13 protein-coding genes and 1 pseudogene are annotated in these 15,833 nt (G+C 69.6%); 5 read left to right on the top strand and 9 right to left on the bottom strand.

What is annotated here, in order from left to right; genetic code table 11:
* Positions 1-80 precede the first annotated feature (80 nt).
* The 3 genes from AB0J09_RS33885 to AB0J09_RS33875 all read right to left on the bottom strand — a co-directional run bounded on the left by AB0J09_RS33885 (position 81) and on the right by AB0J09_RS33875 (position 4,441).
* Positions 81-1,142 carry a glycosyltransferase family 4 protein gene (locus tag AB0J09_RS33885; RefSeq protein WP_360699747.1) on the bottom strand — a complete coding sequence of 354 codons (1,062 nt, stop codon included), beginning with the start codon at positions 1,140-1,142 and terminating at the stop codon, positions 81-83.
* 4 nt (positions 1,143-1,146) lie between these two features.
* Positions 1,147-2,082 carry a glycosyltransferase family 2 protein gene (locus AB0J09_RS33880; protein WP_360699744.1) on the bottom strand — a complete coding sequence of 312 codons (936 nt, stop codon included), beginning with the start codon at positions 2,080-2,082 and terminating at the stop codon, positions 1,147-1,149.
* Between the two features lie 289 nt (positions 2,083-2,371).
* On the bottom strand, positions 2,372-4,441 hold the full coding sequence (locus AB0J09_RS33875) for a hypothetical protein (RefSeq protein ID WP_360699741.1): 2,070 nt from the start codon (positions 4,439-4,441) through the stop codon (positions 2,372-2,374).
* Between the two features lie 163 nt (positions 4,442-4,604).
* On the opposite strand from AB0J09_RS33875, the gene AB0J09_RS33870 reads away from it, so the two are divergent.
* The 5 genes from AB0J09_RS33870 (at position 4,605) to AB0J09_RS33850 (ending at position 11,260) form a co-directional block, all read left to right on the top strand.
* Positions 4,605-6,032, top strand: coding sequence for a hypothetical protein (locus tag AB0J09_RS33870; RefSeq protein WP_360699738.1), 1,428 nt, complete (start codon positions 4,605-4,607; stop codon positions 6,030-6,032).
* 144 nt (positions 6,033-6,176) lie between these two features.
* A complete protein-coding gene (locus tag AB0J09_RS33865) occupies positions 6,177-7,823 on the top strand; it encodes an LCP family protein (RefSeq protein WP_360699735.1) in 1,647 nt (548 codons plus the stop codon).
* 176 nt (positions 7,824-7,999) lie between these two features.
* Positions 8,000-9,319, top strand: coding sequence for an acyltransferase family protein (locus AB0J09_RS33860; protein WP_360699732.1), 1,320 nt, complete (start codon positions 8,000-8,002; stop codon positions 9,317-9,319).
* Between the two features lie 56 nt (positions 9,320-9,375).
* Positions 9,376-10,338, top strand: coding sequence for a glycosyltransferase (locus tag AB0J09_RS33855; RefSeq protein ID WP_360699729.1), 963 nt, complete (start codon positions 9,376-9,378; stop codon positions 10,336-10,338).
* Between the two features lie 208 nt (positions 10,339-10,546).
* Positions 10,547-11,260 (top strand): acetoacetate decarboxylase family protein, encoded by a 714-nt coding sequence (locus AB0J09_RS33850; RefSeq protein WP_360699726.1) that lies wholly within the window; start codon positions 10,547-10,549, stop codon positions 11,258-11,260.
* A gap of 1 nt (position 11,261) precedes the next feature.
* On the opposite strand, the gene AB0J09_RS33845 is transcribed toward AB0J09_RS33850, so the two are convergent.
* From AB0J09_RS33845 to AB0J09_RS33820, 6 genes and pseudogenes are all read right to left on the bottom strand, one after another.
* Complete coding sequence (locus AB0J09_RS33845; RefSeq protein ID WP_360699723.1) at positions 11,262-12,146, bottom strand: glycosyltransferase; 885 nt, start codon at positions 12,144-12,146, stop codon at positions 11,262-11,264.
* Between the two features lie 185 nt (positions 12,147-12,331).
* Complete coding sequence (locus AB0J09_RS33840) at positions 12,332-13,099, bottom strand: CDP-alcohol phosphatidyltransferase family protein (protein ID WP_360699720.1); 768 nt, start codon at positions 13,097-13,099, stop codon at positions 12,332-12,334.
* Positions 13,077-14,117 (bottom strand): iron-containing alcohol dehydrogenase family protein, encoded by a 1,041-nt coding sequence (locus tag AB0J09_RS33835; protein ID WP_360699750.1) that lies wholly within the window; start codon positions 14,115-14,117, stop codon positions 13,077-13,079. Before AB0J09_RS33835 ends, AB0J09_RS33840 begins: the two co-directional genes overlap by 23 nt.
* 28 nt (positions 14,118-14,145) lie before the next feature.
* Positions 14,146-14,880 carry a phosphocholine cytidylyltransferase family protein gene (locus AB0J09_RS33830; protein WP_360699717.1) on the bottom strand — a complete coding sequence of 245 codons (735 nt, stop codon included), beginning with the start codon at positions 14,878-14,880 and terminating at the stop codon, positions 14,146-14,148.
* Between the two features lie 77 nt (positions 14,881-14,957).
* Entirely contained in the window at positions 14,958-15,581 is a 624-nt protein-coding gene (locus AB0J09_RS33825) for a DUF5941 domain-containing protein (RefSeq protein WP_360699714.1), read from the bottom strand.
* A pseudogene (locus AB0J09_RS33820) lies at positions 15,578-15,833 on the bottom strand (CDP-alcohol phosphatidyltransferase family protein); the annotation flags it as partial. The gene AB0J09_RS33825 and the pseudogene AB0J09_RS33820, both read right to left, overlap by 4 nt.

Below are 15,833 nucleotides of genomic sequence, written 5' to 3'. Positions count from 1 at the left end.
CTGGCGGTGGCGATCGTGTCACGGCTGGCGTTCACGCTGGCCGACGCGACCGCCGCGGCCATCTCGTTCGTGCTCGGCCGTCAGACGGCGAGCAGCACCCCCGTGTACGCCGACCAGAACGGCTCCGGATCGACCGCCTTGACGCCCGACCGCAACCTCTCCGGCTCCCCCGAGGCGTAGAACCGCTCGATCGCCGCGCGTAGCGCCCCGACGTCACCCGGCTCGACCAGCAGCCCGTCCACCCCGTCGGTGACGTGGTCGGCGAGCGCGCCGACGCGAGTGGCGATCACGGGCACGCCGTGCTCGTGGCCGAGCCAGACGTTCTGGCTGGCGGTCGCGTTCCGGTACGGGAGCACGAGCGCGTCCGCCTGGGCGAACAGCTTCGGCACGTCGGAGGCGGCCACGTAGCCGGGGCGCAGCTCGACCCGGTCGCCGATGCCCAGCTCGGCGATCAGCCCCTCAGTCTCGTCCAGCCCGCCCCAGAACTCACCCGCGACCGTCAGCCCGATCCCTTCCGGTAGTGCCTTGAGGAGCAGATCCAGCCCCTTGTACGGCCGCACCATGCCGAAGAAGAGCAACCGGCGATGGACCTGGGTGGATTTTTCGGCATTCGTCGAGGGCAGGTGCGGTGGCAGCGCCGCCACGCCGATCGGCTTGCCCGTCAGCCCTCTGGCCAGCTCCGCCTGCTGCTCGGAGTGGGTCAGCACACCGTCGACCCGCTTGAGCAGCGCCTTCATGAGCGGCTCGTCGTACGGCTTGCGCTCATGGGGCAGCACGTTGTGGCAGAGGGCAATGGTCCGGACTTTTCGCCTTATCCCATACAAAATCCCCAAATATGCGGGGACCTGCACCGGGCTCAGCACGGCCAGCACCACGAGATCAGCCGACCGCAGCCGCCTGCCGGCAGAGACCCACCCGTCGGGCCGCCGCCAGTCGAGCCTGCGCACGGTCCTCGGAAAGGGCGTGCCCTCAGGCGCGGAGATCGTCTGCTGCCCCGGATAGAGGAACGACGGATACTGCGCCCGCCAGGACTCGATCACCACGTCATGCCCCTGGGCCGCGAGCCGGTGCGCCAGCTCGGTGGTGTGCTGAGCCCCGCCCCCCTTGTACGGGTAGCTCGGGCCGACGATCGCGATCCGCACGCGCCTACTCTCCCCGCGACCGCACGATCAGGTCGGCCAGCAGCGCCACGGCCCCGATCAGCAACCCGGACAGGAAGATCATCAAGGTGTTGACCGGGAAGTAGAACGGGTGCAGAACCATGTCCCACACCACTCCCTTGACGAACCCGATGCCCACCAGCCACAGCGCGGGCGGCATGAGCACCTTGAGCGGGTTGAAGTACATGATCATCCGCAGCACCTGCAGGATGTAGCGGTACGCGTCGGACACGAAGCTGAACTTCGACTTACCTGCCCGCTTGGCGTAGTCGATCGGCAGGTAGTAGATGTCGTGCTGGTTGGACAGGAACGACAACGTGATCGTCGTCACACACGAGAACCCGGGCGGGAGCAGCCGCAGGTAGGGCTTGGCCACCGTCCTGCGGAAGGCCCGCAGCCCGGAGTTGAGGTCGGGGATCTTCTGCCCGGCCAGGATCTCCGCCACCTTGCGGATCACCCACTTGGCCGGGACCCGCAGGAACTTGTGCGAGCCCTCCTCGCTCGTGCGCGCGCCCACCACCTGGTCGATCGTGCGGTCCTTCTCCAGGATCTGCACCAGCTCGGGGATGCGCTCGTTGGGGTAGGTCATGTCGGCGTCGGTCCAGACGACGATCTCACCCCTGGCCTCCTGCGTCCCGATGCGCCGCACGGTCCCTGCGCCGCCGTTGCGGTGGAAGGCGCGGATGCGCAGGTGGGGGTACTGGGGGGCGGCCTCTTCCAGCCTGGCCAGCGTGTCGTCGGTCGAGCAGTCGTCCACGGCCACGAGCTCATAGGTGTAGCCGCTGGAGTCCATGGCCCTCGTGATGCGCTCTACTTCGTCGATGACATGATCCTGCTCGTTGTAGCAGGGCAGGACGATGGTGACGTACGGCGCTTCTTCCACGGCAGGTCCACTACTCTTGGGGGTCTCAAGCGTGCTCACGAGGTTTGAGGTTACCGGAGGTCCGCAGAAAAGCCTTGGCCTTCAGGCCGAGGATGAGTGCGGTTCCCGTCAGGGGGACGGTCCGAAGCGCGTAGCACGGACCCGGATCCTCCGCTGTCTTTGGCACGCGGGCGATAACCAAGCGAGTTCCCGCCGAAGGCGGGACGGGAATCCTCCCCGTTCACGGCGAGGTGCAGGTCAATCTGCCCAACTCAAAGCCGCCGAGTCGAGTTGAGTCCGCATAGGCCCTAGTGGGAGCCCCACACTTCCAAGATCCATATCGTGGGGGTCAGGGCAGGGCCATCCAGGCGTTGATCCGGAGGGACCAGGTGCCGTCCGGGGGGTCCACGAGCGAGCGCTCGTCCTGGCGACTGACCAGCGCCATCACCTGGGACGCCGGTCCGTACGGCGAGACCTGGGCGGCCTCGGCGGCCAGCACGACGGGGACGCGGCCCGTGGCGCGCACGCGCTCGATCAGGCGGCGCACCTCCGCCTCAGGGGCAACGTCCGGATCCTTGTCCAGAGCCACCTTCGCAGCCGGGCGGTCGCACATGCCGCGCACGAGCTGGGTGAACCGGTCGCCGGTGACCCGCTCCACGATCAGCACCGACGCGTTGGGCGGGATCTTCGCGCACATCGCCGTCACGGCCGCCGCCTCCCCCTGCTCGACCGGGTTGAACGCGGTCCCGATCGAGGTGACGGCCGGTGGCACGAGAACGGCCAGCACCGCGAGCGCCATCCCCCCGCGCCGGAGCCGGGGGCCGGACAACCAGGCGGGGCCGCGCCGTACGGCGAGGTCGCGTAGCCACGCCTGATCGCGTAGCCAGGCCAGCCCGTACGAGGCCAGCAGGATCAGCCCGGGGATCACGATGGGGACGAGGCGGCGGGCGGCCCACGGATGGTCGGGGGTGATCTCGGGGCGCACCAGCGTGGTGACGGTGGTCCAGCCGACGACCGCGAGCGGCAGCAGCCACTCGAACGGCCTGCCGTTCCGCAGCAGCTTCCGTACCAGCACCGCCGCTGCGAGTGTGGCCAGCACCACGACGGGCAGGCCGACGTACCAGATCACCCAGTGCAGGGAGTTCTCGAAGTAGAGCCGCGTGCCGTCGACGGGCAGGTGGTTGACCTGCTGGGTCTGCTGGATCATCAGCTCAGTGCGGCGGTCCTCCAGCGTCGTGGGGACCCGGGTGACGGTCTGCAGCCACGGGCGGACGTACAGGCCGATCATGAGGAGCACCACCAGCCCGGCACCGGCCGTGGGGGCCCACTTCGGCAGGCGGATCCTGGCGAGCACCGGGGCGGCGGCCGTGCCGACCACGGTGAGCAGGAGGACGGCGGCGCAGATGAGCAGCAGCGGCTTGACCGAGCTCGACAGGTAGGACAGGTAGGGCCGGGCGAGCAGGTACGCGGCCAGCATCCCGGCACCGGCGCCCACGACGAGCCCGGCCAGCAGCGGCAGCCCCAGCGCCCCCTGCGGCTTGGCGAAGCGCCGCATCGCGATCAGCAGCCCCGCGAACGCCAGTACGGGCAGCACGTCGCGCAGCCCGTCCACCCTGACCAGCACGGCCAGCCCGAACGCCAGCCCGGCCAGGACTCCCCGCCCCCAGCCGGACCCGCCCTTCGATGACCCACCCGGCACGCCCGGCTGGGCGAGCGCGTCGTGCGCCAGCGCCAGCCCGCCGAACAGCAGAACCAACGACGGGATCTCGCTGAACGTGCTGCGCGAGGTGTAGAGGACCGGCAGGCTCACCGCGAGGACGGCCGACGCCGGCACCGCCCAGCGCGCCCCCGCCAGCCGCGCCACCACCCCGCCCATCGTGAGCACGGCCAGCCCGCCCAGGACAGCCGGAACCGCGAACGGCACCCCCAGCCAGTCGCCCACCGCGAACAACATCGGCGGGCCGGGCATGAACTGCGGCACCACCGCCCCGTCCATCGGGTAGAACCCGACGCTGTCGAAGATCAGCGAAGGATCGGCGCCCCCGAAGGCCGCGGCCTGCGTCGGGATGGGCAGCGAGCCGTGGCCCGCGATCCAGGCCGCGTACTGCGCGTACGTCGCCGGGTCCCGCCGGACGATGACCTGCTCGGCGTGCATGACCACGTTGAACACGCCCGACGCCACGGCCACCGCCACAACGCCGGCGACCTGCCGCCACGTGGCTTCGACCACCTTGCCCAGCCGCCGCGTGCCGGCCCAGCACAGCAGGGCGGCGGCGGACAGCCCGACCAGCCCGGCCGGCAGCGGCGCGAACCAGCCGAGCATGAGCAGCGGGAGTCCTGCCAGCAGCCAGCCCGCCACGGCGAGCGCCGGTATCACAGAGAGCGCGGCGAGGACCCGCCCGGGTCGATCGAGTTCCATCGGAGAGCGAGCGTATCCAACCAGAGAGGCGACTTCGACGAACGCGCGGGCGCGCCATCGATGGCACGGGCTCCGCGAAATCGCGGGTAGCGTATTTCGGGCCGCCGCCGGTAGCGGATTCGCGGCGCGACGTGCCGGAAAGAAGCGGGAGGACGTGCGGGTGATGGCGGAGGCTCGCGCCGATCCGTCCTGGTGGAAGCGGCACCGCTGGTTCCTGGTCGTCCTCGCCCTAGGCACGGCCCTGCGCGCCGCGGCGATGCTGGGCTACCGGCCGGCCCTGTGGTTCCCCGACTCCTACACCTACATCGTCACCGTCTTCAAACCGCGCCCCGACCTTGTCAGGCCGGCCGGCTACTCGATGTTCATCAAGCTGCTGGAGCCGTTCCACAGCTTCGGGATGGTCATTGCCGCGCAGCACCTGCTCGGCCTGGCCACCGGCGTGCTGATCTACCGGGTCGCCAGAAGGGCGCCCAGGTGGGTGGCGACGCTGGCCACGGTGCCGGTGCTGCTCGACGCGTACCAGGTCCAGCTGGAGCACCTGCTCGTCTCCGACACGCTGTTCATGTTCCTGGTCGTGGCGGCGGTGGCGCTGTGCATGACGGAGCGGCGGGCCACGGTGGTCGCCATCGGGCTGCTGCTGGCCGCCGCCACCCTCACCAGGACCATTGGCCAGCCTCTCATCGTGCTGTTCGCCGCGTGGTTCGTGCTGCGCAGGCGGGTGGGGATGGCCGGGGTGCTGCTGGCGGCCGCGCTCGTGCCGGTCATCGCGTACGGCGGCTGGTTCTACGCCACGTACCACCGCGTCGGCCTCGTAGGCGCGAACGGCGCCTTCCTGTACGCCCGGACGATGTCGTTCGCCGACTGCGCCAAGATGGACCCGCCCCCCGACCTGAGGGTCCTGTGCGACCCGCGCCCGCCGGAGCGGCGCCCGCCCTCCCAGGAGTACATCTGGGCGAAGGACTCCCCCCTCGTGCAGCTGCCCGGGATCACGTTCACGAAAGAGACCGACGACCTGGCGGGCAGGTTCGCGACGCTGGCGATCACCAGTCAGCCGCTCGACTACGCCGCCTCGGTGCTGACCGAGCTGGGCCGCACCTTCACGTGGGACCGCCCGGTCTATCCCGACCCGGAGATCTACGGCTACTACCAGTTCCCGGTGACGGAGCCCGGACCACCTGGCCGCTATCCCGCGCAGGTCGGCGCCGATTATGCCAAGCTCTACGAACAGGGTGCGATCGGTACGAAGATCGTAGAGCCCTTCGCCGGATGGCTGAGGGCCTACCAGAGCATGGCGCGGCTGCCCGGCCTGGTGCTCCTGGGGGCTCTGCTGGTCCCCCCGGTGGCGGCTTTCGCGCGCAGGCGTCAGGGACGGCGCCTCGCCGGCCCTCCGGCTTGGCTGGTGCCCTGGTCAGCGGCCGTCGTGCTGCTGGTCACACCGGCCGCGGTGGCGGAGTTCGACTACCGGTACGTGTTGCCGGCCGTACCCCTGGCCTGTTTGGCGGCGGCTCTGAGCATCAGGCCTGACGTGCTAAGACAGTCCGGAGGCGATAATGAGTTTGGCGATGATATTCCACCCAATGTCCGGCTCTGAGTATGCTTTGCCGCGGAAACATCACGCCCGGGTCACGGTCGTTCCCCACGGTCATGACACCCGGCACGCCGTACGTGACCTCGTCTCGTGGCTCGAGACGACGCAGCCAGCGCGTCAGGCGCAAGAAGTGAGGCTAGGGGACGTATGACTGACTACAGGAGCGTGCCCGTAGTCGAATCCGGGCAGGACTACAGGGCTGCCCCCACCCAGCCTGGCAGCAGGATGGCACGCAGAGCGGCGGCCTCCGCGCCGCCGCCCCCGCCCGACGACCGGCCGCCACGCAGCCACCGCGGTGGCGGTGGCGGCGGTGGCCAGAACAAGATGCGCATCCTGGCCTGGGTCAGCATCGGCGTCACCACGGTCATGGTGGCCGGCGCGCTGACCGGCTACACGGTCTATCGCGACGCCTTCAGCAACATCAAGCAGAAGAGCGTCAACAACGACATCATCAACCCGAGGCCCCCGGACACCGGCGCGCTCAACGTCCTGCTCGTCGGCTCCGACACCCGCGCGGGCAAGGGCAACGCGAAATACGGCCAGCAGCTCGCCAGGACGGCCGACGCGGGCGGCAAGCGCACCGACACGATCATCCTCATGCACATCTCCCCCAACCGGGACAAGGCGCGCCTGATCAGCTTCCCGCGCGACTCGATGGTGCAGATCCCCAGGTGCAAGAACGAGACCACCAAGCAGGAGATGCCCCCGCGCCGAGACATGATCAACTCGGCGTACAACTCCGGCGGCATCGCCTGCACGATCTCCACGATCGAGACCCTCACCGGCATCCGCGTCAACCACTTCGTCGAGGTCGACTTCAGCGGCTTCAAGAACATCGTGGACGCGCTCGGCGGTATCGAGATCTGCCTGAAGTCCGGCGTCAACGACAAGAACTCCAAGCTGGTCCTGCCGCCGGGCAAGAGCCTGCTCAACGGCGAGAAGGCCCTGGGGTACGTGCGCCTGCGCCACTACGGCGACGGCAGCGACATCCAGCGCATCAAGCGGCAGCAGATCTTCCTGAGCAAGGTCGTCGCCAAGGCCACCAGCAGCGAGCTGCTCACCGACGTCGGCAAGCTCAGGGACTTCATCGCCGCCGCGGCCGGGTCGGTCACCATGGACCCCGATCTGGCCAACGACACCGAGCAGCTCATCAATATCGCGATGAGCGCCAAGGAGATGACGGCCGGCGGCGTCAAGTTCACGACGATCCCGTGGGGGCCCGACCCCGAGGACAAGAACCGCGTGGTCTGGACGCAGCCCGACGCCAACGAGCTGTTCACCTCGATCAAGACCGACACCGAGGTCACGACCCCGGCACCGTCCGCCAGTGCCAGTGCGAGTGCCAAGCCGAAGGTCACGGTCAAGCCCGAGCAGGTGAAGGTCCAGGTGCTCAACGGCACCAAGACCGTGGGCAAGGCGCGCGAGGTCGCCGACCAGTTGGCCAAGGAGGGCTTCAACGTCGTCGGCCTGGGCAACTTCGAGGCCGCGGGCGGTCAGAGCCTGACCAAGAGTGAGATCCACTACGCCAAGACCATCGACACGGCCCCCGACTACGCGAGCACGCTGGCCGGAGCCGTCGTGCCCAAGCCGGCTCCGGCGGCGGGCAAGGTCGCGGTCACCAATCCGCAGCCGTACACCGCGCCGACCCCCACCACGGGCGCCTCACCCAAGGGCACTCCGGTGATGCAGCTCGTCGTCGGTGAGGACTTCGACTCGGTCAAGGTGACCAAGCTGCCCGACAGCGTCAACAACAGCACCATCACCGCGTCCGAGCAGAAGAACGCCTGCACCTGAGGCTCCAAATTCCCTGTGGAAACGGGCGTTCTCCGTCCACGCGAGCGACAGGAGCCGCCGGGCGGGATAGTGTGTTGCGGGTCGGCGACGCAGCGCGACACGGAGCCGAGAGGCCATCCGTTGCTCGTGCTGCCGTCGTGTTCCCCGGCCCCGAGCGAAGCTGAGCGACTCCCCCTGTGTCTGACACCAGATTCTCCCCACCGGTCAAGACTCCGCGGAGCCCCGAGGAGGACGCCGGCGGCCCCGCCCAGACGGGAGCCCGCTGGCCGCTGCCGGAGGAGGCGTTCTGGAGCGAGGAGGCCGACCCGCACGGGGTCGCGCCAGGAGAGCTCACCGAGCCTCAGCCCGCGGTGAGGGCCGACGATCCGCAGACGACGACCGACGAGCGCCCCCAGCCGCAGCCGCAGGCGGGGGCCGAGCGCTCCCGGCCGCAGCCGCGGACGACGACGGACGACCAGCCGCAGCAGCAGCCGGAGCCGCAGCAGGAAGCACAGCCGCCCAAGCGCAAGCGCGACCCGTTCCTCGACAACGTCAAGTTCGTCCTGATCGCGCTGGTGCCGATCGGCCACTCGCTGGTGCCGACGCTCGCGGCCGACTCCAACAGGGCCCTCTACATCTTCATCTACACCTTCCACATGCCGCTGTTCGTGCTGATCAGCGGCTACCTGTCGAGAAACTTCTGGAACTCCAACGCGAAGACCAACAAGCTGGTCGACACGTTCCTCGTGCCCTATGTGATCGTCGAGGTCGGCTACGCCCTGCTCCGCGTCTCGGTGGGCCAGAAGTGGAGCCTGACGATCATCGACCCGGCGTGGCTCAACTGGTACCTGCTGGCGCTGCTGTTCTGGCGGCTGTCCACGCCGGTGTGGAAGCGGATGAAATATCCCGTGCCGGTGGCGATCGCGATCTACCTGTTCGCCGGGTTCTCGCAGATCTCGGGCGACTTCAGCATGGACCGCTTCTTCGGCCTCATGCCGTTCTTCGTGATCGGCCTGGTGATGCAGCCCGAGCACTTCGAGATGCTCAACCGGCGCTGGATCAAGATCCTGGGGGTCCTCACGATCCTCGGCGCGGCGGCGGTGGCGATCTACCTCGCACCGAAGGCACCGCTCGACCCGTTCTACTTCAAGGCGAGCTACCAGGACCTCCACCTGTCGTGGTACATGGGCCTCGGCCTGCGCGTCGGGCTGCTGGTGTGCTCGCTGGCCATGTGCTTCGCCGTGCTGGCGCTGGTGCCCAGGGGCGAGACGTGGTTCTCCGACCTCGGCACCCGCACGCTCTACTGCTACCTGCTGCACGGCATCCCGGTGCTGATCGCCAAGGAGATGGGCTGGCTCGAGTTCCCGTGGCTGTTCGGGCCGCTCGGCGCGCTGGCGATCGCCTCGAGCTGCTTCGCGCTGGCCATCGTGCTGTGCCTGCCGGAGACCCGCATGATCTTCAAGTGGGTGCTCGAGCCCCGGCTGGTCTGGCTCTATCGCCGCCCCTCCCGAAGTTAAGCGACCGTTTCACCCGTATTTACGCCTTTGACCTGGTAGGCGCGGAGCATCGACACATGCGCGCATGTGTCGCCACGACCGTCCACCATCCCGAGGACGCCCGGATCATGCATCGGCAGATCAGGGCGCTGCTCGACGCGGGCCACGAGGTCACCTACGTCGCGCCGTTCACGTACTTCAACGTGACCCCCGCCATGGGGCTCACCGCGATAGACGTGGCGCGGCACGCCTCGTACGGCAGGGCGCGTGCGGCGCTCAAACGCGGCGTGAAGGACGCGGACCTGCTGATCGTGCACGAGCAGCGGCTGCTGCGCGCGCTGCCCTACCGGCGCCCTCCGGTCGTCTGGGACGTACGCGAGCAGGCCACCTCCAAGCAGCTCGCCCGGGCCGGGAGACGCCACCAGGTGATCACGGCCGCGGTGGTGCCCGAGGCGACCCTGGTGTCGCCCAGCCCGCCTCCTCCCGGCGACACCAGGGTCGTGCACATCGGCCGCCTCTCGGCCGAGCGCGGCGTGTCGGAGCTGATCGGGCTGGCCGAGCGGCTGATCCCGCACGGCGTCAGGCTCGACCTCATCGGCGCCGCCGACCGCGACGTCCGCCCGCTCCTGCGTGACGCGCAGCGGGTGGGGCTGCTCGACTGGTTCGGGTACGTGCCCAGCCGGCACGCGCTGCGGATGGCCGAGGGGGCGCTGGCCGGCCTGTCGCTGGCCGACGACACGGTGCGGAATTCGCCCACCAAGATCATGGATTACATGGGGCGCGGGCTGCCGGTGATCACGACGCCCCAGGGTGCCGCGATGGTCGAACCCATCGGGTGCGGGCTCGTGGTGCCGCTGGACGTGGACGCGGTGCTGAACGCCGTACTGGACCTGAAGGAGGACCCGGCACGGCGGGCCCGGCTGGGCGCGCTGGGCCACACGGAGGCCCGCCTGCGCCACCACTGGCCGGACCACGCGGCCGCCTTCGTCCGCCGTGCCGAGTCCTGGGCCGGCCTCCCCGCCCACGCCCTGGCGGTCTGACCCACCCGCCCGCTGTCACGGATGCCGGGCGTCTATCGCACGCCCGCCACGAAGGCGCGGCCGCTCGGACGGGTGGGCGGTGGGCGGCCGCGGCGAAGGGCACCGGCGGGACGGCCAAGCACCCCAGAAGGACGCCGGCCAGCCCACCACGGAAGGACATCGGGGGCGGGAATGGCGACAGGACCGAGGGGTTGATGTACTGGGAACCATGGCAACGCATCTCATCCAGGGCCGGACGGTGGCCATGCCGGTGCGGGTGCGGGACGCGGAGGTCTGCAGCGCCTTCTACGCGGTACGCGCCGACGCCGCCAGGGCGGTGATCGCGTACTCCGGACTCGACGTGACCGAGGTCCTGCCCGGCAAGGCCGTCTGCATGCTGCTGTTCGTGGACTACCGCGACGGCGACCTCGACCCCTACCACGAGTTCGGCATGGCGTTCCTGGTGCGCCCTCCGGGCGTTTCAGGGACCGGGGGGCTGTGGGACCTGCGGCAGGCCGGGGTGTTCGTGCACTGGCTGCCCGTGGACCGGCCCTTCACGCTGGAGGCCGGGCGGACGCTGTGGGGGTTCCCGAAGGAGCTGGCGGACATCGAGCTGCGGCTCGGCTCGCCGTACAAACGGTGCATCCTGCGCAAGGACGGCAGGCTCGTGCTGGATCTGCTGATCAAGCCGGGCGTGCCCGCGCCGGGCGCCACAGTCATGGCGCCGCTCGACGCCTACACGCACCGTGACGGGATCACGCGGCGCGTCCCCTGGTCCGTACGTGCCCGCGGCGCCGGGATCCGCCCCAGCGGCGCGCTGATCCGCCTGGGCAACCATCCCATCGCCAAGGAGCTGAGCGAGCTGGGGCTGCCCAAGCGGGCGATGTTCACCAGCACGATCGCGCGGGCCGCGATGTCCTTCGGGGAAGCGACCGAGGTCTGAGTCAGACGATCGGCGGGCGGCCGAGCTTGACCATGCGCCAGGCCGTACGCCATGCCATGGGCCGCCGCTCCCCCGCGGGAGTGCGCAGCCCCTCGAAGAACCCGGCGAACCACGACTTGAGCGGCTCGCCCGAACCGCGCTCGCGCACGACGGTGAGCACGACCCAGTTGGTCAGGTAGAGGAACGCCAGCGGCCACGGCAGGTTGCGCCGCGCCAGCCAGACCCGGTTGCGCGCGTTGAGCCGGTAGAACTCGGTGTGCCGCGTCGGCGGGACCTGCGGGTGGTACATCACCGTCTCGGCGTCGTACTCGATGCGGTAGCCCTCGCCCAGCAGCCGCCAGGCCAGGTCGGTCTCCTCGTGGGCGTAGAAGAACCGCTCGGGCAGCCCGCCGACCTGGAGGAACGCCGACCGCCTGATGGCCGAGGCACCCCCGAGGAACGTCGTGACCGCCGAGGAGCGCTGCGGGTCGCCCGCCCGCAGGCGGGGGACGTGGCGCCGCTGGCCGATGCCGCCGTCGGGGTCCATCACCCGGAAGGAGATCACCGCGAGGTCCGGCTCGGTGGCGAAGCGGTCGCGAACGTGCGCGACGACCTTCTGGCTGGCATACCAGCCGTCGTCGTCGAGGAAGAGCACGACGTCTCCCGAGCACTCCTCCACACCCCGGTTACGGCCTGCGGGGATGCCCGTGTTCCGGTCGAGCCGGATCGATTTCACGACCGCGGCCGACCCCTCGGGTGGCGTCGCCGACAGTTCGGGCACGTCAGCGCCGTTGCCCACGATCACCACCTCGACGTCGCCGTCGACCTGATTGAGCGCGGACTCGACTGCCCGATTCAGCTCCGCGACCCGGTTGCCCATGGTGAGGATGACGCACGAGATCTTCAACGAATCACTGTCCTGACGCGTTGAGAACACGGGCGGAGCATTCTTTCATGATCACCGAGTCTGCTGGTCTGCATGTAATGGAAAGGCTGGGGCTAAGCGTATCGGAACCGGCAGTGAACCCCCACCGAACGGCGGACGTCCGATCAATACGACGGACGGGGAGCTTCTCCGGTTCCGACATGAGATCACGCCAGCCGCTTCGACGCGAGGATGCTTACCAAATGCAGGACAACCTGTAGGCATGCCGCGACGAAACAGGCGACGACCAGCACCCGCGACGCCGTCAGCCCGTCGGTGAACGGATCGATGACCGCGGCCGCCAGCGCGAGCAGGGACAGCTCGATCGGCTGCACGATCCGGTGGAACTTCGTCGCCGACAGCACCCGCCTGCCCAGCCCCAGCAGCCCGGAGCGGAACTGCGCCACGGACGCCTCGGGGGCGACCGGCAGACCTCCCTTGGCCCGCGCCACCTCCACCAGGTCGGTCTCGGCCTTGATGAGGATCGCGCCGAGCGCGCCGGCGAAGCCCAGCACGGTGTACCAGTCGGGCAGGACGGCCGACGCCCGCCAGCCCAGGCCGACGAGCACCGCCGCCTCGGCGAAGTAGGCGCCGACCCGGTCGAGGTAGACGCCGACCAGCGAGGTCTGCCCTGTCCAGCGGGCCAGCTCGCCGTCGGAGCAGTCGAGCAGCAGGTAGACCTGTATCAGCAGCGCGGCGGCCACGGCGGCCCACAGCCCCGGCAGCGCGAGCACGACCCCGCCCGCGATGCCGGCCACCGTCATCACCCAGGTGAGCTGGTTGGGGGTGACGGACGTCTTGGTCAGCGCCCAGGTGACGTAGATGGACAGCTGGCGCATGTAGAGCACGCCTGCCCAGTGCTCGCCGTTCTTGCGCTCGAGGTGGCCGGCGGGCTGGGCGACCCGCCGCAGCTCATCTACCGAAGGCCCGGACATAGTCCCCCACCCGATCATGGATCTCGGAGTCCTGCATGCGCAGATGCTCAAGGATCGTGTAGCGGCCCGGACGGGTGGCCGGCGCCAGGGCGACGGCATCGGCGAACTGCTCGCCGCTCAGCCCGATGTCGGCGGGCACGACGGGAAGCTCGTGCCTGCGCAGGCAGTCGACGACCTGCGTGACCCGGGCCTCGTCCTCCCTGAGGAAGAAGCAGAAGGCGGCACCGATCCCGGCGAGCTCGCCGTGGTTGGAGGTGCCGGGGAAAAGCTGATCCACGGCATGAAGGATCTCATGATCTCCACCACTCGCGGGCCGGGACGAGCCCGCGATCACCATGGACATGCCGGACAGGATCAGGGATTCGGCCAGAACGGTCAGGAACGCGTCGGACTCGATGGAGTCCGTACGGCCGATGAGCGCCTCGGCGGCGGTGCGGGCCATCGAGCAGGCCAGCCCGTCGATGGGCTCGCCGCGCTCGATGTTGCCGAGCTGCCAGTCCTCGATGGCCGACAGGTTGCTCACCACGTCGCCCACGCCCGCCCTGACCAGCGACTCCGGCGCGTTGTGCACGAAGTCGAGGTCGACCAGGATCGCCAGCGGCATCGGCACCCCGAACGTGCCCTTGCCTCCGTCGTAGACCAGGGAGGCCGTGGGCGAGCAGATGCCGTCGTGGGAGAGGTTGGTGGCCACCGCGACCATCGGGATGCCGGCCAGCGAGGCCGCGTATTTGGTCGCGTCGATCGTCTTGCCGCCCCCGACGCCGACCACGACCTCGTAGGCGCCCTTGCGCAGGTCGGCGCCGAGCGAGACGGCCGCGTCGACCGACCCGTCGGCCACCCTGAACACCTCGGCCTCGTCCAGCTGGGGCGCGATCAGACTCTCGATGTGGTCGCCCTGCCCGGGGCCGACGGCCACCGCGACCCTGCCGGAGGTGGCCACGCGGCTGTCGGCCAGCAGTGCGCCGAGCTCCGCCACCGCGCCGCGCCTGACCTGCATGGTCAGGGGTGCCGGCAACATCCTCGCTAGAAGCGGCATCCGCGCCCCCTCAGTAGCGAACGGCTATGGTGCGAGCCTTCGCCAGGTCGTCGTGGTTGTCCACCTCGACCCAGTCGACCTCGCCGATGGGCGCGGTGTGGATCACCTCGCCGCGCTCGACCATCTCCTGGTAGCCGTCCTCGTAGTAGAGCTGGGGGTCGCGCTCGAAGGTGGCCTTGAGCGCGTCGGCCAGCCGCTCGGCGGCGCCGGGCCTGATGAGGGTGGCGCCGATGTACTCGCCGTACGCCTCGGACGGGTCCATCAGCTTGGTGATGCGCCGCAGCGCGCCCTCGGGCGAGAGCGTGACCTTCATCTCCTCGTCGGCGAGCTTCTTCACGTTGTCGACGGCCAGCAGGATGTCGCTCGTCTCGGGAGCGGACAGCAGCGTCTTCTCGATCGAGACCGGGTGCACGGTGTCACCGTTGACCAGCAGCGCGCCCTGGGAGAAGTAGTCGCGGGCGCACCACAGGGAGTAGGCGTTGTTCCACTCCTCGGCCTTGTCGTTGTGGACGAGGGTGAGCTTGACGCCGTGCCGCCGCTCCAGGGCCTCCTTGCGCTCGTGGACGGCCTGCGCCGCGTAACCGACGACGACCACGACCTCCCGTAGGTCCACCTCGGCGAGGTTGCGCAGCGAGATGTCCATGATCGTGGTTTCGCCGTCGACCGGCACGAGCGCCTTGGGCAGCGTGTCGGTGTACGGCCGCAGGCGTCGTCCGGCTCCAGCGGCCAGAACCATTCCCAGCAACGTGCACTCCTAGGTCGAGCATGACTTCGTGGGTCCAAAGAGTATTCGTCTTTGGGACCTCCGCGGGTAATCCGGGGTTAGTCTTGCGTTCCCGCATCGGCCGCTTCCACCCCGGATCGGGGCGCGGCCAGCCAGCATGTCAGGCTCTCCCAGCCGAAAAGCGCCCACAGGTAGAGCGCGAGCAGCACGTAGCCGACGGTCAGCCAGCCGGAGAGGGCGATCAGCGAGATCGCCATCATCCGCCCGTCCCAGCCGAGGCCGAACGTGGCCAGCCACGGCGGCGGGTATACGCGCTGCCGCAGCCGATAAACAAGATCATAGTGGTGGAACGCCAGCGCGCCGAGCAGTAGGAAGATCAGCACGGGGTGCAGCCCGTGCGCGAACCCGCACGCCGCGACGAAGCTGTACTCGATGAGCCGCAGGATCGGCGGCACGAGCCAGTCGAACCTGCCGTCGTGCGCGTGCGTGCTCCCCGGCCCGGCCAGCAGCAGCGTCACCGCGGGCGCGAACACCGCGAGCCCGTCCGTGCCCGCCACGCCCAGCAGCAGCAGCACTCCGGTGACGAACGTGCCCGCGATCACCGGCGGGAGCGGCGGGAGCTGGCCGGCCACGAGCAGGCCCATGGCGCGCGAGAGGGGGCCGTCGTCGCGGTAGACCGCGACCGTGCCGCGGGGGACGGGTGTCATGTGGGTCGAGGTCATCGTGCCGACCTCGCGATCCGCCCGCCGAGCTGGTAGAGGGCCGCCACGCCGCCCCAGCAGAGCAGGGACAGGAACGTGACCCTGGCGTTCCAGATGGCGGCGGTGATCGCGATCAGCGCTGTCCGCTCGCCGATGGGCAGCACGATCATCTTCTTGAGCCAGCGGGCGACCGTGTCACGCTCCATCCGCTGGGCGAACCGGAGCACGCCCTTGGCACGCCCGCCGTCGGCCGACTCCAGCAGGGAGCGCGCG

This window comes from Nonomuraea sp. NPDC049784, from assembly GCF_040659615.1.
Lineage (GTDB): Bacteria > Actinomycetota > Actinomycetes > Streptosporangiales > Streptosporangiaceae > Nonomuraea.
This window is presented reverse-complemented; position numbering and strand designations above follow the sequence as displayed.

Coding starts and splice junctions, on each gene's coding strand:
- AB0J09_RS33850 (WP_360699726.1), top strand. CDS start 10,547: ATGGCAACGCATCTCATCCAGGGCCGGACGGTGGCCATGCCGGTGCGG.
- AB0J09_RS33825 (WP_360699714.1), bottom strand. CDS start 15,581: ATGACCTCGACCCACATGACACCCGTCCCCCGCGGCACGGTCGCGGTC.
- AB0J09_RS33835 (WP_360699750.1), bottom strand. CDS start 14,117: ATGTTGCCGGCACCCCTGACCATGCAGGTCAGGCGCGGCGCGGTGGCG.
- AB0J09_RS33870 (WP_360699738.1), top strand. CDS start 4,605: ATGGCGGAGGCTCGCGCCGATCCGTCCTGGTGGAAGCGGCACCGCTGG.
- AB0J09_RS33865 (WP_360699735.1), top strand. CDS start 6,177: ATGACTGACTACAGGAGCGTGCCCGTAGTCGAATCCGGGCAGGACTAC.
- AB0J09_RS33840 (WP_360699720.1), bottom strand. CDS start 13,099: ATGTCCGGGCCTTCGGTAGATGAGCTGCGGCGGGTCGCCCAGCCCGCC.
- AB0J09_RS33875 (WP_360699741.1), bottom strand. CDS start 4,441: ATGGAACTCGATCGACCCGGGCGGGTCCTCGCCGCGCTCTCTGTGATA.
- AB0J09_RS33855 (WP_360699729.1), top strand. CDS start 9,376: ATGCGCGCATGTGTCGCCACGACCGTCCACCATCCCGAGGACGCCCGG.